Genomic DNA, 19,677 nt, shown 5'->3' on the forward strand with positions numbered 1-19,677 from the left:
GCAGCCTTTGCGCGCCCTTTTATTGTCTTCTTGTGCAGTCTTTCGGGTGAGTTTTCCAGGTGAAATGAGTTTTACACTGTAGTGAGGATTATTACCCCCCATTGGGAAAAGGAGGATGCATGTCTGAGTATCATTATTTATTGATAGGTGGAAGCCGCAACGGACAACGTCATGTTGATAAACAACATCAGTTTTCGTTGTGTTTTTGGGAAGATGCATCACAAAGTGCAGAACGTGAATTTTACGGTAAACAGAACGAGCGCTATAAAGTGAAGCCTGAAAAAGGGGCTGACGGAAACTGGTATCTGGTCGGTTATTGCGGAAATTGTTCGAAAATTCAGGCCGATGAACTGACCACCCAGGCGCTCACCAAACACGTTAAGCCGATGATGTAAGAAACAAAAGTATATTGAAAAGTACGATCGTAAACGAACCCCGCCCTTTTAAGCGGGGTTTTTGCTTTCTGAGAGTTTTCGCCGTCAGACATTCAGCCCATGAATTCAGGCGGCCATGCCCTGAATGTTTCGGGCGTAAAAGGCGACGTGCCCACCGATCGTGAAATGCGCTTCGTGGTGCCCTAAACGTCCGAGCGGCGCGATACGGACAATCTCCCCTTCAAATTCTCCGTCCTGAATTTGCGTAATCGCCACATCCAGCTGATAACTGGCCGGATGAACGCCCACCGGGAAAGTGAGTAATTTTACACGATCGCCCACCTGAAACCGGGTAAGCAGCGGCAGTGGTGCCTGTTCAAACAGATCCTGATCCATAGGTGACTCCTTGTTTTCCAGTGGGATTAATTACAGGATAGAATATGTTGCCGCGTCCTGCCGGATACCGGCGTGAAGCACTTCTCTCTTTACGCATTTTTCTTATGAACGACGTTTCGTACACCGCTGTTGTCCCCGCGTTGCCGCATAAAAACGTAGTTCTACACCATTGATAAGGATCCACCGTGAAAAAATTAACGCCAGAGCAATGCATTATCCTGACCGGATTTACCGGGATCCTGCATGGCGAATTCGAAGGATTTCACGAAAACTTGCAAAAACGACTGGGGCGGGAAGTTCAGACGTCAGAATTGGGATACCCGGAATTTATCGAGGAATGTCGGGCGCTCTATGAGGACGATTTTAACAATTTAATGCCAGACTGATAACAAGAAGGCCGGCCAAAGGAGTATCCTCTGCCGGCCTGATACCTGACTTAACCCGCGTGACTACGGTTTGACAATTCCGCGAATGAAATTCTCATTCACCCGGATCACATTTCCCGTTTCCACATTAATAACCTGATACTGCACCGGCGTTACCTCATCCAGAACAGCGATAACTTCAAACAAACCTGGTGTAAAAGTAAGCGTGACAAAAACGCCAACAGGATAGACAGCCATAATTTTATCCTTTCAATCATGCTCTTATAATGTACTGCTTTACCTACAGAAGTAATCATACATCAACTATTAATCACACCGAGTGATTTCATTACATACATTAATCACTCCCGATAAATGTTGCATAAAAGAAGTACAGATACGCGATAAAAAGATCAATATTTGATCAAATCAGACAACTCTGACAGACATGCACAAGACGTCATCCATTTTTACACTCTTTCGGGGCGAATGCCGGATACAGGCTTCGCTGCACTCCCCCAGCCGCTTGTTTTCGATGTAATTTCGGTTAAGAATATGAATCCATTTTGTTGCATTGAGAGCCCGCGCTGTGAGTGCCCAGATTTTTGAAACCGATGCGAATCATCCGCATCTGACACGACTGATTGCAGAGCTGGATGCTTATCAATACCCGCTCTACCCGCCGGAATCCTTTCAGGGAATTAACGTCTCCACGCTCGATGACGGTGAAATTTTCTGTTTTATGGCGCGGGTAGACGATGACTGGGCAGGATGCGCATGTCTGTATATTTCGCGGCCTGAAGGGCATGAAAAACCGATTGCTGAGATGAAACGGGTCTACGTGAATCCGCTGTACCGCGGTCAGGGTATTGCTTCACTGCTGGTTGATGCAATGGAAAGCAAACTGAAAACATTGGGCTATCGGGATTTGTTTTTAGAAACCGGCGTGTTTCAGGAAAAAGCCATCACCCTGTATGAAAAGCTGGGATACGCGCGCACAGAAGCGTTTGGCGATTATCGTCTCTCACCGGATCCGCTTAGCGTGTATATGATGAAATCGGTGGCCTGATACGGTGCGAAAATGCCGGGAGAAATGCAGAAAAATATCTCCATAACGCTGCCTCGTGACAGGGTTATGGAGACGCGAGAAGCAGATTACATCAGGACATTGCTTTTCGATGCAGGAATTTCATTGGAAGGAATAACCCATTTTTTCAGGGTGATAACGAAGAATTTTTTGCCTTTAGTGATCTTGGCACCGCGGTCGCCACATTCCAGCGCAAGTTTGAAAAACTCATCACTGTTAATACTAAAAGCCAGTTCGACTTTTTTCACCATACCGGAATTAAGCAGCTCTTCGGCTTCGATTAATGATTTGGCCTGAACGACTGACATAAATACCTCGTGAGAATGGAGGGAGTTGTATTTGCCCGAATACCCTATTTCACTTTTGTTTCATCATTATGACAGTATCGTGAACCTTCAGAATAGTGCTACGTTTTAGCGCACAAAATGTCCATTCCGTGCGCCTGTTCAAAACTCAGGAAAGACGGTAATGGCGATCAGGCATCGGGGTATCCGGCAACTGCGTCTGGTTGTTCATCTCGCGCAGGTTAATTTCGATATTGGTACACATCGCGTCCATCGGCAGATGGTTATTGGCATAGCCGAAAGGCATTTCCAGCTCTTCCGCCAGCGTATCGAGCGACAGGAAACTGTACGAAATAAAACCTGAAACCAGCAGCGTCATGTAATGCAAATCCACCACCAGCGCGAACGGCAATAAGCTACAGAACAGATAGACCGTTCGGTGCAGTAAAAGCCCGTAAGCAAACGGGATCGGCATGCTGACAATACGCTCACACCCGCCGACGACCTGCGAAAGTTGCAACAGCGTGGTGTCCATGTGGGTGTAGACGATATCCGACAAATCCCCGCTGCGGCGCCGTTCAGCAAGCCACTGTGACATCCGCAGCTGCACAATGTTGGTCGGCGCACGGCGTGACAGAATATCTTCCGCATCTTCCCCTAACAGACGTTCGAGATCAGGCCGCGGATCGCTGTGGCGCAGCTGATGTTTGAGGCTGTAACAGAACGCCAGCAACAGCGTCGTCACGCGCTGCGCTTCGCCCGGACACACCGCCATTACCTGACTTTGTAACGTACGACAGGCAATCAGTAACCCGCCCCACAGCTGACGCGCTTCGGTGTAGCGCGAATACGCCACGCTGTTCCGAAAACCGAGGAAGATCGCAATCGACACCCCCAGCAAGCTGAACGGCGCCAGCGTGAGCTTAACGCCAAGCGTCTCATACCAGGGAAGGCTGAGAATGGCGGCGAGCGACATCAATAAATTCAGACTAAGGCGGAACATAATGCTGGGCAGCACAGAGCCATGCCAGGCGAACAAACGCAAGAACCAGTGACGCGGAGGACGGATTATCATTTTTTATGGAGGTGCTTTTGCAGGTGAAGCGATTTTTTTTGCGATTCTTGCAAATAAACCTGCACATGCAAAGGACAATTTTGTGACACCGGTAACATTTATTTTGAAAATCACGGTTTTCGTTTACAAGCGCAGGTGATCACTTTGTACAAACGGTAACGGAAACATAATGTTTGGCATGGTAATGTCCGATAACAAACCAGACTGAGAAGAATATATGGCGCGCATGGCGTGAATGCTCTCAGGATTGATCGGTCCTGACGATCAAAATAGTGATAATGATCGGTTATACCCATTGGAATTACAGGCCTATTCGCGAGACGATCGCGGAAAATTGGGAGCGGGCATATCAGTGAAAATTATTCTTGTTGTACTCATCGCATTAGCGATTATCGGGTTGGCAGCCTGGTTCATCTTCAGGTCGGCAGCAAAAGACTCGGAAGATGATTATTAATTTTTTTGCGTATTTCTTCGCAGTGACCTTCCTTTTTGTTTTTCCTACCAAAAACCCATGACGCTGTCCCCGCCATGCCCTTTCAGGCCACAGGTAACCACCCATCTCTATAATTTTCAGCAGATTAGCGTATTACACCGACATGTTCATCACGTCCTGGTACGCCGTCACCAGTTTATTTCTCACCTGAATACCCAGTTGCAGTGAAATTGATGATTTCTGCAAATCCACCATCACGTCGTTCAGGCTTACGCCGGGAACGCCCATCTCCAGCTTTTCAGATTCCAGTTTTGCGTTGTTTTGCGTCTCGCTGATTTTGCCTAATGCCGCTTTCAGTTCGCTGGCAAAACCCGCTTCTGACGTCGTATCCGTCTGAGGGGTAGCGCCTGCCTTGATGGCGGTGGCCTGCATCTGCTGTAAAACGCTCTCAATGCCTTGAATTGACATGTTTTCTCCGCTTATTGCTGTGTCGGTGAACAAAGTGCTTCTTTCATGGAATGACACCCTATCACATCAGTTTTTTCCTAAACGCGGTAATTGAACCTAAAAACCATGGCTTATCGGGCCATTAACTTTGCCTTTAGCGGCAAATAATGGCTCACCTAGAAAATAGGCCTGCCTGTACGGAGGACTGAAAAATGTCACGCTTCAACGATTGCGCACTTGGGAGTCTGTTTTGTTAAGAGACAACATGAACATCACCATTCAACAGCTAAATAGGGATCTTGTATGAGTTCCGCAATAGCCGGCGCAGAAACCTCTCCAAACGGTTTAACTGCGTTGCTTAATCGCCTGCGCGCCAACCCAAAAATTCCTATCGCCATCGCCGCTGCGGCTGCCCTGGCCATTGTTGTTGTCATGATGCTGTGGGCAAAACAGCCCACCTATAAGGTGCTGTTTAGCAATCTGGGCGATCAGGACGGCGGTGCCATCGTCACCCAGCTGACGCAGATGAACATCCCTTATCAGTTTTCAGAAAACGGCGCAGCCCTGTTAATCCCGGCAGATAAAGTGTATGAAACGCGTCTGAAACTGGCTTCCGCCGGTTTACCGAAAGGTGGCGCAGTCGGCTTTGAGCTGATGGATCAGGAAAAATTCGGCATCAGCCAGTTCAGCGAACAGATCAACTATCAGCGTGCGCTGGAAGGTGAACTCTCCCGCACTATCGAAACTTTGGGCCCGGTCGGCAGCGCCCGCGTCCATTTAGCCATTCCAAAACCTTCCTTGTTTGTCCGCGAACAGAAAAATCCTTCCGCTTCCGTGACCCTGAATTTACAACCGGGTCGTGCGCTGGATGACGGTCAGATCAACGCCATCGTTTATATGGTGTCGAGCAGCGTGTCGGGTTTACCACCTGCCAACGTCACCGTGGTCGACCAGAGCGGACATCTGCTGACGCAGTCGGACAACAATGGACGTGACCTGAATGCTTCCCAGCTGAAATACGCCAACGAAGTGGAAGGCCGTCTGCAACGTCGTATCGAATCTATCCTCCAGCCGGTGGTCGGCAATGGTAACGTTCACGCGCAAATCACCGCGCAAATCGACTACGCCAGCCGCGAACAAACTGACGAGAATTATCAGCCAAACGGCACGCCGGAAAAAGCCGCTGTCCGTTCACGCCAGCTGAGCACCAGTGACCAGATTGGTGGCACTGCCGTCGGCGGCGTACCGGGTGCATTAAGCAACCAGCCTGCACCGGCTGCGACCGCGCCGGTCACCAATCCTCCTGCGGCGAACAACGCCAACGGGGCACAGAATCAGGCCGGTAACAACGCACAGAACAATGCGCAAAACAACACGGCAAACCGTTCAACCGTTCCGTCGAACAGCCGTCGTGATGAAACCACCAACTACGAAGTTGACCGCACAATCACCCATACGCAACACAGCGCGGGTGCCGTACAACGCCTGTCCGCAGCGGTGGTCGTCAACTATCAGGTCGGGACAGATGGCAAAGCGAAGCCGCTGACTGACGAACAGCTGAAGAAAATTGATGATCTGGTCCGTGAAGCCATGGGCTTCTCGCAGGAACGTGGCGATACGCTGAACGTGGTGAATACACCGTTCAACGAAGCGGCTGATGATTCCGGTGAGCTGCCGTTCTGGAAACAACAGGCGTTCTTCGATCAGTTGCTCAACGCAGGTCGCTGGTTGCTGGTGCTGATTGTTGCCTGGCTGCTGTGGCGCAAGATGGTTCGTCCGATGTTGCGCAAACAGCAGGCAGAGAAAGATGCGGCAGCCGCAGCGGCCATCGCAGCAGCGATGCCACAGCCTGAAGGCAGCAAGCCGGTCAAACTCAGCAACGACGAGCTGGAGAAACGTAAACGTTCTCAGCAGCGAGTCAGCGTCGAAGTTCAGACCCAACGTGTTCAGGAGCTGGCCGATAAGGATCCTCGTATCGTCGCCCTGGTTATCCGCCAATGGATGAGTACCGAACAATCATGACTATGACCGGCACCGAAAAAAGCGCCATTTTGATGATAACCCTGGGTGAAGACCGTGCGGTAGAGGTGTTCAAGCACCTCTCCCCTCGCGAAGTTCAGCAAATCAGCGGCGCGATGGCGAATATCCATCAGATTTCTAACAAGCAGCTGGCTGAGGTTCTGAATGAGTTCGAGGACGAGTCAGAGCAGTACGCCGCGCTGAGCGTCAACACCAGCGAATATCTGCGTTCGGTTCTGACGAAAGCACTGGGCGAGGAACGTGCCTCCAGCCTGCTGGAAGATATTCTGGAATCGCGCGAAACCACCAGCGGTATGGAAACGCTCAACTTTATGGAACCGCAGATGGCGGCCGATCTTATCCGCGACGAACATCCGCAGATTATCGCCACCATTCTGGTCCACCTCAAACGCGGTCAGGCTGCCGATATTCTGGCCCTGTTCGACGAGCGTCTGCGTAACGACGTGATGCTGCGTATCGCCACCTTCGGCGGTGTCCAGCCTGCAGCGCTGGCGGAACTGACAGAAGTACTGAACAACCTGCTCGACGGCCAGAACCTCAAGCGCGCGAAGATGGGTGGTGTTCGTACTGCGGCAGAAATCATCAACCTGATGAAAACGCAGCAGGAAGAAGCCGTTATCGAAGCGGTTCGTGGTTACGACGGCGAACTGGCACAGAAAATTATCGACGAGATGTTCCTGTTCGAAAACCTGGTGGACGTGGACGACCGCAGCATCCAGCGCCTGTTGCAGGAAGTCGAAGGCGAATCGTTGCTGGTGGCATTGAAAGGTGCGGAACAGCCACTGCGCGACAAGTTCCTGCGCAACATGTCCCAGCGTGCGGCGGATATCCTGCGCGACGACCTGGCAAACCGCGGGCCGATGCGTATGTCTCTGGTCGAGAACGAACAGAAAGCGATTCTGCAAACGGTTCGCCGCTTAGCAGAGTCCGGCGAAATGATGGTTGGCGGCGGCGAGGATTCTTATGTCTGATAATCCGATGTCCGGCCAGCCCGCGCCGGAAAAGAAAACCGCCGAAGAGCGTAATGCCGAGCGCATCAACGCCCTGCCGTGGCAGCCCTGGAAACCGGGTGACCTTGCCGTGCCGGTGTTCACCACGCCGGACGAACCTTTGCTGGCCGAAGGCGAAGAAGAACAGGACGACGGTCTGCCAAAACTTCAGGTGGATCAGAATGAGTTGCTGAACCTGCAACGTCGCGCTGAACAGCAGGGTTTCCAGCAAGGTCTGGAAGCCGGGCAAAAACAGGGTTACGCCGCCGGTTTTCAGCAGGGTCAGGAAGCCGGACAACAGCAGGGAATGCAGGAAGGCCAGCAACAGCAGGCCGTTCTGACCGAACACTGGCAGCACATGGTGTCCGATTTCCAGCAAACGCTGGACGCGCTGGACAGCGTGATCGCCTCGCGCCTGATGCAGATGGCGCTGACTGCCGCGAAACAAATCATCGGACAGGCACCGATTTGCGACGGTTCTGCCCTGCTCAACCAGATCCAGCAGCTGATCCAGCAGGAACCGATGTTCAAGGGCAAACCGCAGCTGCGCGTTAACCCGGCAGATTTCGAACGTGTTGAACAACAGCTGGGTTCCACCCTGAGCATGAACGGCTGGCGCTTGCTGGCCGACAGCCAGATCCACACCGGTGGCTGCAAAGTCAGCGCGGAGGATGGCGATATGGATGCGTCGCTGGCTACCCGCTGGCATGAGCTGTGCCGCCTCGCGGCACCGGGGGATCTCTGATGACAGCCCGCCTGAGCCGCCTGCTGAAAACGCTGGATGATGCGGAAAAGCGCATGGCCCGCACGCCTTCCGTTCGCCGCTACGGCCGTCTGACGCGGGCGACCGGCCTGGTGCTTGAAGCCACCGGATTGCAGTTACCGCTGGGCGCGACCTGTCTTATTGAACGTCACGACGGCCCGGTTGTGCAGGAAGTTGAAAGTGAAGTGGTCGGTTTTAACGGCCAGAGCCTGTTTCTGATGCCGCTCGAAGAAGTCGAAGGGATTTTGCCGGGCGCACGGGTTTATGCCCGGATTGCCGCCGACGGCCAGACAGCCGGTAAACAACTTCCGCTCGGCCCGCAGTTACTCGGTCGCGTACTCGACGGCAGCGCCAAACCGCTCGATGGCTTACCGCCGCCGGATACAGGTTATCGCGCCGCGCTGATCACTCCGCCGTTTAACCCGCTGCAACGTACGCCGATCACCGACGTGCTTGACGTCGGCGTACGCGCGATTAACGCATTGCTGACTGTCGGGCGCGGGCAGCGTATGGGCCTGTTCGCCGGTTCCGGCGTCGGTAAATCCGTGCTGCTCGGCATGATGGCGCGCTACACCAAAGCCGACGTCATCGTGGTCGGGCTGATTGGTGAACGTGGCCGCGAAGTTAAAGATTTTATCGAGAATATTTTAGGTGACGAGGGTCGTGCCCGTTCGGTGGTTATCGCCGCGCCCGCCGATGTTTCGCCACTTCTGCGCATGCAGGGTGCCGCATATGCCACACGCATCGCTGAAGATTTCCGCGACCGCGGCCAGCACGTTTTACTGATCATGGATTCCCTGACCCGTTATGCCATGGCGCAGCGTGAAATCGCGCTGGCCATCGGCGAACCGCCCGCGACCAAAGGCTATCCGCCTTCCGTGTTTGCCAAATTGCCCGCGCTGGTTGAACGCGCCGGTAACGGTATCACCGGCGGTGGCTCGATCACCGCATTTTATACCGTGCTGACCGAAGGCGATGACCAGCAGGATCCTATCGCCGACTCCGCGCGCGCCATCCTCGACGGCCACGTGGTGCTGTCACGCCGCTTAGCCGAATCCGGCCATTATCCGGCCATCGATATCGAAGCTTCTATCAGCCGTGCCATGACATCGCTGATCGATGACGCCCAGTACGGGCGCGTACGTAATTTCAAACAACTGTTGTCCAGCTACCAGCGCAACCGTGATTTGGTCAGCGTCGGCGCCTACGCCGCAGGCAGCGATCCGATGTTAGATCGGGCCATCAAGCTGTATCCGCAAATGGAGAATTTTCTCCAGCAGGACATCATGGAACGCAGCACTTACGAAGACGCCTGTCTGGAACTCAATATGTTGTTCCCGGGTTAATTAACTTAAGGGGGTCGAATGGAAAGTTCATCGCCATTAATTACTCTTTGTTCTCTTGCGCAAAAAGCGCTGGATCAGGCGACCAACAATTTAGGCCAGATCAGGCAGTCGCATAATCAGGCTGAACAGCAACTCACGATGTTGCTCAACTACCAGCGTGAATATCGCGAAAAACTCAATTCCACCATGACCGGCGGCATAGCGGCGAACACCTGGCAGAACTACCAGCAGTTCATCGGCACGCTGGAAGTGGCGATTGACCAGCACCGCAAACAATTACAACAGTGGGATCAACGGCTCAATGCCGCCGTTCACCAGTGGCAGGAAAAGCAACAGCGGCTGAACGCGTACCAGACATTGCAATCCCGTGCCAGCGAGCAGCAACGTTCTCTGGAAAACAAGATTGATCAAAAACAGAACGATGAGTTCGCCCAGCGCAGCGCACACAGGAAGAAAAATCCATGAATCTGAATATTTTGCCTGCTGCCGTTACCCCGGCAAAGACGACCACGAGCGCAGCGACCGGCAGTTCGTCCGCCACCAGCGCCGCGGCGACGGATGTCACCGCGACTGGCGAAAGCACCGCGTCGTCTCCGGCAGATTTTGCCAGCCAGCTCGAAGCCCAGTTGGGCTCAAAACTGGATCCGAAACTCACCAGCGCGCTGGCGAAACTCGGGCAGCAAATCAGCGCTAAAGGCGAAACGGTGGATAAAGATACGCTGACGCAGGCGGTCACCACCGGCGAGAAAGACGGCAGTCTGATGCTCGATGACAGCGATCTGAGCAAAATGATCGCCGCCATTCAGGTTTTGCCGACCGGCAGCCTGAAGGGAACGTCGGTGAAAGACATCGCGCTGAGTGACAAAGACAAAGATGCCGATTCTGCGGATGCCAGCATTCAGGCGTTGTTCGCTCAGCTGGCGGTACAGCAACAGCCTGCGCAGCAGATTCAGACCGTGACCGCGGCTGCAACACAGACGGCCAGCGACGACACCACGCGTGCGCAGAACGCCAGCACCCTGCTTTCCGGCCTGAACGTCACGGCGTCATCGTTGCTGACCGGCGACGGTAATACTGCCGCGGTGACCGACACCGATTCGAAAACCGCGGCAACCGCCTCGGGTAATGCGGCCTCTGTCGCCACAACGTCTTCACAGCATGCCGCCAGCAGCAAAAGCACGGCGTCCACCAATGCCGCTGATTTCAGCAGCGCACTGGCGTCAATGAGCGCGGCGGCAAACAGCACCGCAGCCGTTCAGCAAAACGACAGCCGTACACTCGACAGCAATTCAACGGCATTGAATCAGCTCAATACCGCCGCCGTTGCCGTGTCTTCTGCTTCAGTTCCAACGACGCCAACCACCACCAGCGTCGTCACCGCGCCGTCCACGCCGGTGCTGAACGCCCAGCTTGGCACACCGGAATGGCAGCAACAGCTCGGTCAGCAGGTGATGATGTTTAACCGTCAGGGACAACAGACGGCGCAACTGCGTCTGCATCCTGAAGATCTGGGTTCCATTCAGATCAGCATGAAGATTGAGAACAATCAGGCACAGCTGCACTTTGTGTCCGGCCACAGTGGCGTTCGTTCTGCCCTTGAAGCCGCCATGCCAGAGCTGAAAACCGCGCTGGCCGACAGCGGCATCAGCCTGGGGCAAAGCAGCGTCGGCAGTGACAGTTCGCAATGGCAGCAGGCTCAGCAGCAAAGTTCGCAGTCCGGTACGCCTCAGGGTGACGCGTCAAGCTGGGCGGCTTTTAATTCCGGCAGCAGCACGTCGGTCAGTGACGCCCTGCCCGTTCCGGCTTCTATTGCGCAGCGGATTGGGGGAAATAACAGCGTGGATATCTTTGCATAGCGTTTTGCAGATGCGTAAAACCTCGCAAAATTGTTTCAGATAATTGCAGCCGGTCAGTTCTCCCTTAATTCAAACGGCAGAGCTGACCTTATTTATCCCGCCTATTCTGACTATTGAACAACAGGATAAGCGGGATAATCATTCTCAGAATTGACTCAGCAGTCCGGTGCTCCTCACGCCAGTCTGCTCATACTTACAGGAAATCGCCCCATCCATGTCTGACTCTGCTCTCACGGCGTCGCGTAAGAAAAAAAAGCGGCCGTTAATGATGATTCTGCTGTTACTCATTACCTTTGGAGCCTGTGGTGCGGCCGGTTACGCCTGGTGGATGATGCACAAACAGCAGCCTGCGAACGGTAGCGCGGCTGAAGTGAAGAAGAGCGAGCCACCTGCGGCGCCGATCTTCCTGGCACTGGATACCTTTACCGTTAACCTGCAAACGCCGGATAACGATCCTGACCGCGTGCTGTACATCGGCCTGACCCTGCGTCTGCCCGATGAACAGAATCGGGCTATTCTGAATGAATACCTGCCTGAAGTTCGCAGCCGTCTGCTGCTGCTCCTGTCCCGCCAGAAGACGGCGGATCTCGTCAGCGAAACCGGTAAACAACAACTGGTGCAGGACATCAAACAGGTTCTGGACGCGCCACTGGTCAAAGGTCAGCCACCTCAGGTGATCAACGACGTGCTTTTCACTGCTTTCATACTGCGATAAACAAATTATGGGCGACAGCATTCTTTCACAGGCCGAGATCGACGCACTGCTTAATGGCGACAGTGACAGCGCAGCCGAGTCGGCAAGCGCGGCACAAGCTAAAGCGTCGGACGACGGTGTAAAACCTTTTGACCCCACGACGCAACGTCGCGTTGTGCGTGAGCGGTTGCAGGCGCTGGAAATCATTAACGAGCGTTTTGCCCGTCACTTCCGTATGGGGCTGTTTAACCTCTTGCGTCGCAGCCCGGATATCACGGTCGGGCCGATCAAAATCCAGCCTTATCATGACTTCGCCCGCAACCTGCCGGTGCCGACCAACCTGAACCTGATCCACCTGAAGCCCTTACGCGGCACGGCGCTGTTTGTGTTCGCGCCAAGTCTGGTCTTCATCGCGGTGGATAACCTGTTTGGCGGTGATGGCCGCTTCCCGACGAAAGTGGAAGGCCGCGAATTTACTCATACCGAACAGCGCGTCATCAAACGCATGCTGACGCTGGCGCTAGACGCCTACGAAGATGCGTGGAGTGGCGTTTACAAGCTGAGCGTGGAATATGTCCGTGCTGAATTGCAGATCAAGTTCACCAACATCACCTCTTCCCCGAACGATATCGTGGTCACCACGCCGTTCCACGTGGAAATCGGTGCGCTGAGCGGTGATTTCAACATCTGTATTCCGTTCAGCATGATTGAACCGTTACGTGAGTTGCTGACCAATCCGCCGGTCGAAAACTCGCGTCATGAAGAAAGTCAGTGGCGTGAAAACCTGGTGCATCAGGTTCAGCAATCTGAACTGGAGCTGGTGGCAAATTTCGTTGAAATCCCGCTGCGCCTGTCTCAGATCCTGAAACTGCAACCGGGTGATGTTCTGCCGATTGAAAAACCGGATCGTCTGATTGCACACGTCGACGGCGTTCCGGTGCTGACCAGCCAGTACGGCACCATAAACGAACAATACGCCCTGCGCGTTGAACATTTGATCAACCCAATTTTAAATTCTCTAGATGAGGAACAGCCCCATGAGTGACACCAATAAACCGTCTGACGCCGGATCGGATAACGTTGACGATTTATGGGCTGATGCGTTTAACGAACAACAATCTGCGGGCAGCGCCAAAGCGTCAACCGAGGGTGTTTTCGCCGCGCTGGGTGCCCAGGACGGAGCGGGCAGTTTGCAGGATATCGACATGATCCTCGATATTCCGGTGAAACTGACCGTTGAATTAGGCCGTACCAAAATGACCATCAAAGAACTGCTGCGCCTGTCGCAGGGTTCCGTTGTCGCACTCGATGGCCTGGCCGGTGAGCCGCTGGATATTCTCATCAACGGTTATCTGATTGCTCAGGGTGAAGTGGTGGTTGTCGCCGACAAATACGGCGTACGCATCACCGACATCATCACGCCGTCCGAGCGTATGCGCCGGTTGAGCCGCTGATGAGCCAGACTGCGGCCACGGATTCTCCGTACGTTCAGGGGGCTCAGACTCACGCAACGACGCAGACTTCAGCCCAGGCATTGCCCGCCAGTTCTGTGCTGACACAGGTCAGTACGGTGCTCGGCGGCATTCTGCTGCTGATCCTGTGCATCGGCTGGGTGGCCAAACGTACCGGATTCGCGCCGCAGTCAAAAAATAACAAACTGCTGAAAGTGACGGCCAGTGTTCAGGTTGGCCGCAGCGAAAAAGTGGTGATCGTGGAAGTGGATAATACCTGGCTGGTGCTGGGCGTGACCGCGCAAAACATCACCCCGCTGCACACGCTGAGCGCGCCGCCGGAAGTCCAAACGCCGGATTCAGGCACTACAGACAGTCAGCCTGCGGATTTCCGTCAGCTGATGCAGAAAATGTTGAAACGTCCGGGAAAGCAGGCATGACCCAGTCCGCCGTGAACCAATTGATGAAATCCGCCTTTACCGCTGCCCGTCAGCGCCCTGTTCGCCTGGTCGTCCGCCTGTGCCTGCCGCTGCTGCTCTTTATTAGCCCGGCGGCGTTCGCACAGTTGCCCGGTATTATCAGCCAGCAGATGTCCAATGGTGCCCAGAACTGGTCGCTGCCAATTCAGACGCTGGTGTTCATCACCACGCTGACGCTGCTGCCCGCCATGTTGCTGATGTGTACCAGTTTTACCCGCATTATTATCGTGCTCGGCCTGCTGCGAAATGCGCTGGGTACGCCGTCCGCGCCGCCAAACCAGGTTCTGCTGGGTCTCGGGCTGTTCCTGACCTTTTTCGTGATGGCGCCGGTTTTCGACAAAATCTACAGCGATGCCTATCAGCCGTTTACCGAAAACAAAATCACCATGCAGGATGCCATGGACAAAGGCGCTCAGCCGCTGCGCCAGTTCATGCTGCGTCAGACCCGTGAAAGCGACCTCGCGTTGTATGCCCGTCTGGCAAACATCCCGCCTCTGGCTGGCCCCGAAGCAGTGCCGATGCGTATTCTTCTGCCCGCTTATGTCACCAGCGAACTGAAAACGGCATTCCAGATTGGCTTCACCGTGTTTATTCCGTTCATGATTATCGACCTGGTCGTCGCCAGCGTGCTGATGGCGCTGGGGATGATGATGGTGCCACCCGCCACCATCTCACTGCCGTTCAAGCTGATGCTGTTCGTGCTGGTCGATGGCTGGCAGTTGCTGCTCGGCTCACTGGCGCAGAGTTTTTACAGTTAATTCAAAACGCCAAACTTAATGGGCGTCAGCGTCGCAGCCAGTTTGTTCGCCGCCAGCGCGGAGCACCCACAGCGTACATAAGTACGTGAGGAGCGCGAGCACTGCCGGAGGACAAAATGGCAAGTGAGCTAGCCCAAGCATGTTCGCATTTTACGAGAATCTTATGACTCCTGAATCGGTAATGGCATTAGGCAATGAGGCGATGAAAGTGGCTTTGGCCGTTGCCGCACCGCTGTTGCTCGCGGCGCTGGTCACCGGGCTTATCGTCAGCCTGTTGCAGGCGGCGACGCAGATCAACGAACAAACGCTGTCCTTCATTCCTAAAATTCTGGCCGTTGTCGCGACTATCGTAATCGCCGGTCCGTGGATGCTGAATCTGCTGCTCGATTACATGCGTACGCTGTTTACCAACCTGCCTTACATCATCGGTTAACCCATGGTTTCCTTCGACAGCACGCAACTTGCCGGATGGCTCAGCATGTATTTCTGGCCGCTGCTGAGGATTCTGGCTCTGATCAGCACCGCGCCGATTACCAGCGAGAAATCCGTCCCGAACCGCGTAAAACTCGGTCTGGGCATGATGATCACGTTTCTGATTGCGCCTTCACTGCCGCCTGTCGATACGCCGATATTTTCCACGCCTGCGCTGTGGCTGGCGATGCAGCAAATCATGATCGGCACCGCGCTGGGCATCACGATGCAGCTGGCGTTTGCCGCTATCAGGATGGCCGGTGAAATCATGGGGCTGCAAATGGGGATTTCTTTTGCGACGTTTTACGATCCCAGCAACCGCCTGAATACCCCGCTTCTTGCGCAATTTCTGAACCTGCTGGCCGTCCTGCTTTTCCTGAGTTTCAACGCTCATCTCTGGCTGATTTCCCTGCTCGCCGACAGTTTTCACACACTTCCCATCAGCCCGAATCCGGTCAACGCCGAAGGTTTTATGGCCGTGGCGAAAGCAGGCAGCATTATTTTCAGCGGTGGCCTGATGCTGGCATTGCCGATTGTAACCCTGCTGCTCACGCTCAACATGGCGCTCGGCCTGTTAAACCGCGTCACACCGCAGCTTTCCGTATTTGTTATTGGTTTCCCGTTAACCCTCAGTATTGGCATTCTGGCCATCGGCCTGATGATGCCTATGCTCGCTCCTTTCAGCGAGCATCTGTTCAGTGAAATCCTGGATAAACTGGTGTTGATCATGAATCAGTTTGCAGCGGATTAATTTTGTCGCGTCCCTTTCTCCACAAACTGCATATCCCCGACTTTGCCGACGGTGAATTTGCTGTCTTTGTACGTGACCACCGTAACGCTGGCGTTTTGCAAAGGTGCGCGCAGGTTTTCTTCGGGCGTCATACCTTGCAGCATTGCCATGATGGCCATGCCGTGCGACACAATCAGGACGTTACCGCCGCCTTCGGCAAGGGTTTTCTGCGCGATATCATGCAGCGCGGCCTGCATACGGGTTTTTACCTGCGTGGCGTTTTCTGTGGTATGCGTAGGGTCAACGGCGGCCAGCGTATTCATCATGGTTTCGAGAGTAATCTGCCCTTTTGAGAGCGCCTGCGTTACAGAACTGAGGTCTGCAAAACCCAGTTTCTTTGCCACGGGTGCCCACATGACAGCGTCAAGCTCACCTTCATAAGGGCCGAAAAACGTTTCGCGCAGACGCTCATCTTCCGTCACCGGTAACGTCTGCCCGGCGAAGGTCAGCGCGATTTTTGCCGTCTGACGTGCGCGGCCGGAGTCACTGGAATAGGCGGCGGTAAACGGAATGCCTTTCAGGCCACGCCCGAGATCTTCTGCCACGGAAACACCGGCTGCCGTGAGCGGCGTATCAGACCAGCCCTGCGCACGGTGCGCGGTGTTAAATAAGGTTTTGCCGTGACGCGTGATGTAAAACGTGACGACGTCTTTCTCCGCCGTCGCCTGTGCCGAAGACGCAGGTACCGGCGCGGCCTGCGCATTGATGAAACCGAAGACTAAAAATAAGATCAGTGTTTTCCAGAGCGTTTTTTTCATCATAATGTCCTTTTAATGTGTTGATTAAAATATGTTGAATTTGTAATCCAGACGAAACTCCGCCGCAAAACTGTCGGCGCTTTTGATATTTCCATGATGATCGACAATCGGTGAAGTCCCTTTATGTTCATAGGTTCTGCCGGGTCCGATCATAGCGAAAACAGATAAATCCTTGAGTTTTTTTGACGCCGGTTTCCACAACGTGTAGACGTTAAATTCTCCCTCTTTCACCGGCTGTCCCTGGAAATCAAAGAAGCCGTAATGCGTATTGATGCCCAGGACTAATTCCGGCGTGATGTGGTAACCCACATCCAGCGACAATACTTTTTCCTCGTCGCGCATATAATCCAGCCCGGCCGTGGTCATCGAATTAAACGTACCGCGCGAGTTTTTACTCATATGACGGGGATACATGCCGATCCCGCCTTCTTTATTCGCGTCGGTATAAGCCAGCCCGCCTTTGGTTGTCCAGTCGTTATATTTCCAGGTCATGTCCACGGCATAATGATTGGCGCGATGATCGAAGTCCTTTTTGTTATTCGCCATGCTGTCCCATTTATCCAGCGCCTGCGTCATATAAATCTGCACGCCGTAGGACAACGATTTGTTTTGTTTCAGATTCAGCTCCAGCCCGTTTCTGCGCAAATAGTCTTCACTCTCACCGTAGAAATAAAGCGCCGTCAGGTTATCTGTTTTGAACTGAACATCGCCGGTGTAAATCGTGTCAATCGCATGGCCGTCGCTGGTCATGAAATTCACTTTATCCGGCGAATCACGGTTCAGCGATTTGGTCAGATACGCCAGCCGCAGGCGGTAGGCGTCATAAGTCAGGTCGCCGCTCCAGCCATTATACGTATTGGGCGCGGCGCGCATTGAGGTGGTCAGCACACCCAGTTTGATGAGTTTCCAGCCGCCATACAGATTGCCTTCGACGCCTGACTGCGAGAATTTCGCTTTACCGAAAAACTGTCCCAGTTTATTAAAGCCTTTGGCCTGACCATCGTCATCATACAAAATCCCTCTTGACGCGAAATTATCGGCAGCCGCCAGTTTAATCACGCCATAATAAGAGGCATCGACACCAATAGCGTCAGCTAAATAGCCTGACTTATAATCCAGTGCCAGCCCCTGCCCCCATGCGGAGTGGACATTACGTTTATCTGTTTCACCTTCATCAAGATATTTCCATATATTGTGTGTTCCTAAATCGAGGGAACTGTTTTTTATAAAACCAGTTTCCGCAAGGTCATCTATACCGGCAAAGGCCAGCGAAGGTGAACAAAGAATACCGGTTATCAGTGCCAGAGCGTGCTTTTCCATAGCGAATGTTCCATCAGGCCAATGTTTTTCAGGGTGCATTTATAAAAGGCAAAAAAAAACCTGAGCCGATATCTCCCGGGGAACGGGAAATTTCAGTTCAGGTTTTGCCTGCCTATGCAGTAACAATCCGGGAATAAACATAACCGGTTTGAGAATAAAAAACAGTGCCGCAGGATGGATTTAAGGATTAAAAGGAAATTCTGTGAAGCGAATCAAATTTATTTCGCGCAATATAAGCTTTTTCTTAACAGGCGGGGAAATTAACAGCTGATCTCTTTGCCGTTTCTTTTAGGAGAAATCTATAATAGGGAAACGTAATAACATCAGCTTATTAATACTCTTATATTTCCCGCGTCAGCATCGCCATCACTTCATAATGCGCGGTATGCGGGAACATATCGAAAATCTGGACGCGCGCAATGGCGTAGCCCGGCAATAAAGCCAGATCCTTTGCCATCGTCTGCGCATTACAGCTGGAATACAAAATGGTGTCCGGCGCCATCTGGCTCAGGTAATCACACAGCGTTTTGCCGATGCCACGCCGTGGCGGATTCACCAGAACCAGATCCGGGACGTCGCCTTTTCCGGTCGCAAAACCGGTGGAATCCAGCGCCTGGAATTCGACGTTTTTCAGCCCCAGACGGCGGGCTGATTCTCTGGCGCAGGCGATGGCTTCCGCGCTGATTTCAATGCCGGTCAGTTGCATGTCTGGCGTGGCGCAATGCAGGCCAAAACCGCCGACACCACAGAACAGATCCCACATACTGGCAATATTGCCGCGCTCATGTACCCAGTCACGCGCGGTGGCGTAAAGCCGTTCAGCAACCTGCGGATTGGTCTGGAAGAAGCTCTGCGGACGGATAAACAGCGGCACATGGTTAAATTCTTCTTCAAGACGTTGCACGTCCGTCAGCGGGATTTCGGTGTCACCTTCGAGGATCGCCATATGCACCGGCTGGATGTTGGCCGAAATCACGGTCAGCTGTGGCAACTGCTGTTGCAACCACGGCAGCGCGGCGCGCAGCTGGGCCAGTTTGGCCTCTGAACGCAGAACAAAACGCAGCATCATACCGCCGCCTTTCTGGCTTTCGGTCAGCAACAGGAATTTCAGCTCGCCACGCTTACGCGCTACGTTGTACGGCGTCAGTCCTGCGCGGGCGATAAAGGTTTTAAGCACTGAAAATACAGCAGGGAAACTGGCGGGATACAGCGGGCATTCGCATAAATCTACCGGCGTGCCGTCGCGGTGCACCATGCCAAGCAACGGGCGCTCCACGCTGCCGCTGACCACCATTTTCGCTTTATTTCGAAAAGCACTTTTCCGCCCGGTCACCGGTTCGCGCCATTCTCCGACCGGCACACCTTCCAGCAGAGAGTGTAAATCCTGCTGTTTGTCGGCTAACTGTTGCGAATAAGGCGTGTCGAGCCACTGACATGAGCGGCAGGTTCCGGCGGTATAAAGTGCGCAGTGCATGAAAGAATTCCGGTCATCGAATACGGA

24 protein-coding genes are annotated in these 19,677 nt (G+C 53.6%); 16 read left to right on the forward strand and 8 right to left on the reverse strand.

Translation table 11 applies throughout. From position 1 onward, the window contains the following. Window positions 1-119 precede the first annotated feature (119 nt). Window positions 120-395: a hypothetical protein gene (locus tag J8X26_RS17930; protein ID WP_152326981.1), complete on the forward strand. Its 276-nt coding sequence runs from the start codon at window positions 120-122 to the stop codon at window positions 393-395. A 105-nt stretch (window positions 396-500) separates the two neighbouring features. On the opposite strand, the gene J8X26_RS17935 is transcribed toward J8X26_RS17930, so the two are convergent. Next, window positions 501-770: a hypothetical protein gene (locus J8X26_RS17935; RefSeq protein ID WP_152326980.1), complete on the reverse strand. Its 270-nt coding sequence runs from the start codon at window positions 768-770 to the stop codon at window positions 501-503. Window positions 771-955: 185 nt separating this feature from the next. On the opposite strand from J8X26_RS17935, the gene J8X26_RS17940 reads away from it, so the two are divergent. Then, complete coding sequence (locus tag J8X26_RS17940) at window positions 956-1,156, forward strand: hypothetical protein (protein ID WP_208951535.1); 201 nt, start codon at window positions 956-958, stop codon at window positions 1,154-1,156. 63 nt (window positions 1,157-1,219) lie between these two features. Here J8X26_RS17940 and J8X26_RS17945 read toward each other — a convergent pair whose 3' ends face one another. Then, window positions 1,220-1,393, reverse strand: a complete 174-nt coding sequence (locus J8X26_RS17945; RefSeq protein ID WP_165057865.1) for a hypothetical protein — start codon at window positions 1,391-1,393, stop codon at window positions 1,220-1,222. 331 nt (window positions 1,394-1,724) lie between these two features. Between J8X26_RS17945 and J8X26_RS17950 the strand changes: the two genes are divergently transcribed. Further along, window positions 1,725-2,204 carry a GNAT family N-acetyltransferase gene (locus J8X26_RS17950; RefSeq protein ID WP_208951536.1) on the forward strand — a complete coding sequence of 160 codons (480 nt, stop codon included), beginning with the start codon at window positions 1,725-1,727 and terminating at the stop codon, window positions 2,202-2,204. An 86-nt stretch (window positions 2,205-2,290) separates the two neighbouring features. Here the strand turns inward: J8X26_RS17950 and J8X26_RS17955 are convergent, their stop codons facing one another. From J8X26_RS17955 to fliE, 3 genes are all read right to left on the reverse strand, one after another. Then, window positions 2,291-2,530 carry a hypothetical protein gene (locus tag J8X26_RS17955; RefSeq protein WP_152326977.1) on the reverse strand — a complete coding sequence of 80 codons (240 nt, stop codon included), beginning with the start codon at window positions 2,528-2,530 and terminating at the stop codon, window positions 2,291-2,293. 145 nt (window positions 2,531-2,675) lie between these two features. After that, window positions 2,676-3,581: a bestrophin family protein gene (locus tag J8X26_RS17960; protein WP_208951537.1), complete on the reverse strand. Its 906-nt coding sequence runs from the start codon at window positions 3,579-3,581 to the stop codon at window positions 2,676-2,678. 586 nt (window positions 3,582-4,167) lie between these two features. Beyond that, a complete protein-coding gene (gene fliE / locus J8X26_RS17965) occupies window positions 4,168-4,482 on the reverse strand; it encodes a flagellar hook-basal body complex protein FliE (protein WP_152326975.1) in 315 nt (104 codons plus the stop codon). A 282-nt stretch (window positions 4,483-4,764) separates the two neighbouring features. On the opposite strand from fliE, the gene fliF reads away from it, so the two are divergent. The 13 genes from fliF to fliR all read left to right on the forward strand — a co-directional run bounded on the left by fliF (window position 4,765) and on the right by fliR (window position 16,059). Beyond that, the gene (fliF, locus tag J8X26_RS17970; RefSeq protein WP_165057884.1) at window positions 4,765-6,483 is read left to right on the forward strand and encodes a flagellar basal-body MS-ring/collar protein FliF; all 1,719 of its coding nucleotides are present in this window, start codon (window positions 4,765-4,767) and stop codon (window positions 6,481-6,483) included. Then, window positions 6,477-7,472 carry a flagellar motor switch protein FliG gene (fliG, locus tag J8X26_RS17975; protein ID WP_193333183.1) on the forward strand — a complete coding sequence of 332 codons (996 nt, stop codon included), beginning with the start codon at window positions 6,477-6,479 and terminating at the stop codon, window positions 7,470-7,472. Before fliF ends, fliG begins: the two co-directional genes overlap by 7 nt. A gap of 7 nt (window positions 7,473-7,479) precedes the next feature. Beyond that, window positions 7,480-8,235, forward strand: a complete 756-nt coding sequence (fliH, locus tag J8X26_RS17980) for a flagellar assembly protein FliH (protein WP_193333184.1) — start codon at window positions 7,480-7,482, stop codon at window positions 8,233-8,235. Then, entirely contained in the window at window positions 8,235-9,599 is a 1,365-nt protein-coding gene (gene fliI, locus J8X26_RS17985) for a flagellar protein export ATPase FliI (RefSeq protein WP_152326971.1), read from the forward strand. The genes fliH and fliI overlap by 1 nt, the downstream gene beginning before the upstream one ends. An 18-nt stretch (window positions 9,600-9,617) precedes the next feature. Next, the gene (gene fliJ, locus J8X26_RS17990; RefSeq protein ID WP_152326970.1) at window positions 9,618-10,064 is read left to right on the forward strand and encodes a flagellar export protein FliJ; all 447 of its coding nucleotides are present in this window, start codon (window positions 9,618-9,620) and stop codon (window positions 10,062-10,064) included. Beyond that, window positions 10,061-11,455, forward strand: a complete 1,395-nt coding sequence (locus J8X26_RS17995) for a flagellar hook-length control protein FliK (protein WP_208951538.1) — start codon at window positions 10,061-10,063, stop codon at window positions 11,453-11,455. Before fliJ ends, J8X26_RS17995 begins: the two co-directional genes overlap by 4 nt. Window positions 11,456-11,669: 214 nt before the next feature. Next, entirely contained in the window at window positions 11,670-12,170 is a 501-nt protein-coding gene (gene fliL, locus J8X26_RS18000) for a flagellar basal body-associated protein FliL (RefSeq protein ID WP_208951539.1), read from the forward strand. A 7-nt stretch (window positions 12,171-12,177) separates the two neighbouring features. Further along, a complete protein-coding gene (gene fliM / locus J8X26_RS18005) occupies window positions 12,178-13,194 on the forward strand; it encodes a flagellar motor switch protein FliM (protein WP_152326967.1) in 1,017 nt (338 codons plus the stop codon). After that, on the forward strand, window positions 13,187-13,603 hold the full coding sequence (fliN, locus tag J8X26_RS18010) for a flagellar motor switch protein FliN (RefSeq protein WP_104922229.1): 417 nt from the start codon (window positions 13,187-13,189) through the stop codon (window positions 13,601-13,603). Before fliM ends, fliN begins: the two co-directional genes overlap by 8 nt. Continuing rightward, window positions 13,603-14,040, forward strand: a complete 438-nt coding sequence (fliO, locus tag J8X26_RS18015) for a flagellar biosynthetic protein FliO (RefSeq protein ID WP_195814649.1) — start codon at window positions 13,603-13,605, stop codon at window positions 14,038-14,040. Before fliN ends, fliO begins: the two co-directional genes overlap by 1 nt. Window positions 14,041-14,063: 23 nt before the next feature. Continuing rightward, window positions 14,064-14,837, forward strand: a complete 774-nt coding sequence (gene fliP / locus J8X26_RS18020) for a flagellar type III secretion system pore protein FliP (protein WP_244370666.1) — start codon at window positions 14,064-14,066, stop codon at window positions 14,835-14,837. 163 nt (window positions 14,838-15,000) lie between these two features. Beyond that, window positions 15,001-15,270 carry a flagellar biosynthesis protein FliQ gene (fliQ, locus tag J8X26_RS18025; RefSeq protein ID WP_013575807.1) on the forward strand — a complete coding sequence of 90 codons (270 nt, stop codon included), beginning with the start codon at window positions 15,001-15,003 and terminating at the stop codon, window positions 15,268-15,270. A gap of 3 nt (window positions 15,271-15,273) precedes the next feature. Next, entirely contained in the window at window positions 15,274-16,059 is a 786-nt protein-coding gene (gene fliR / locus J8X26_RS18030; RefSeq protein WP_152326965.1) for a flagellar biosynthetic protein FliR, read from the forward strand. On the opposite strand, the gene J8X26_RS18035 is transcribed toward fliR, so the two are convergent. The 3 genes from J8X26_RS18035 to rlmC all read right to left on the reverse strand — a co-directional run bounded on the left by J8X26_RS18035 (window position 16,056) and on the right by rlmC (window position 19,650). Continuing rightward, complete coding sequence (locus J8X26_RS18035) at window positions 16,056-16,859, reverse strand: histidine phosphatase family protein (RefSeq protein ID WP_208951540.1); 804 nt, start codon at window positions 16,857-16,859, stop codon at window positions 16,056-16,058. The two genes, fliR and J8X26_RS18035, sit on opposite strands and share 4 nt — an antisense overlap. 21 nt (window positions 16,860-16,880) lie before the next feature. Then, a complete protein-coding gene (locus J8X26_RS18040; protein ID WP_208951541.1) occupies window positions 16,881-18,176 on the reverse strand; it encodes an OprD family outer membrane porin in 1,296 nt (431 codons plus the stop codon). Between the two features lie 340 nt (window positions 18,177-18,516). After that, window positions 18,517-19,650, reverse strand: a complete 1,134-nt coding sequence (gene rlmC, locus J8X26_RS18045) for a 23S rRNA (uracil(747)-C(5))-methyltransferase RlmC (RefSeq protein ID WP_208951542.1) — start codon at window positions 19,648-19,650, stop codon at window positions 18,517-18,519. Window positions 19,651-19,677 lie beyond the last annotated feature (27 nt).

It is taken from the genome of Rahnella sp. ChDrAdgB13, from assembly GCF_017655185.1.
GTDB classification, from domain to species: Bacteria; Pseudomonadota; Gammaproteobacteria; order Enterobacterales; family Enterobacteriaceae; genus Rahnella; species Rahnella contaminans.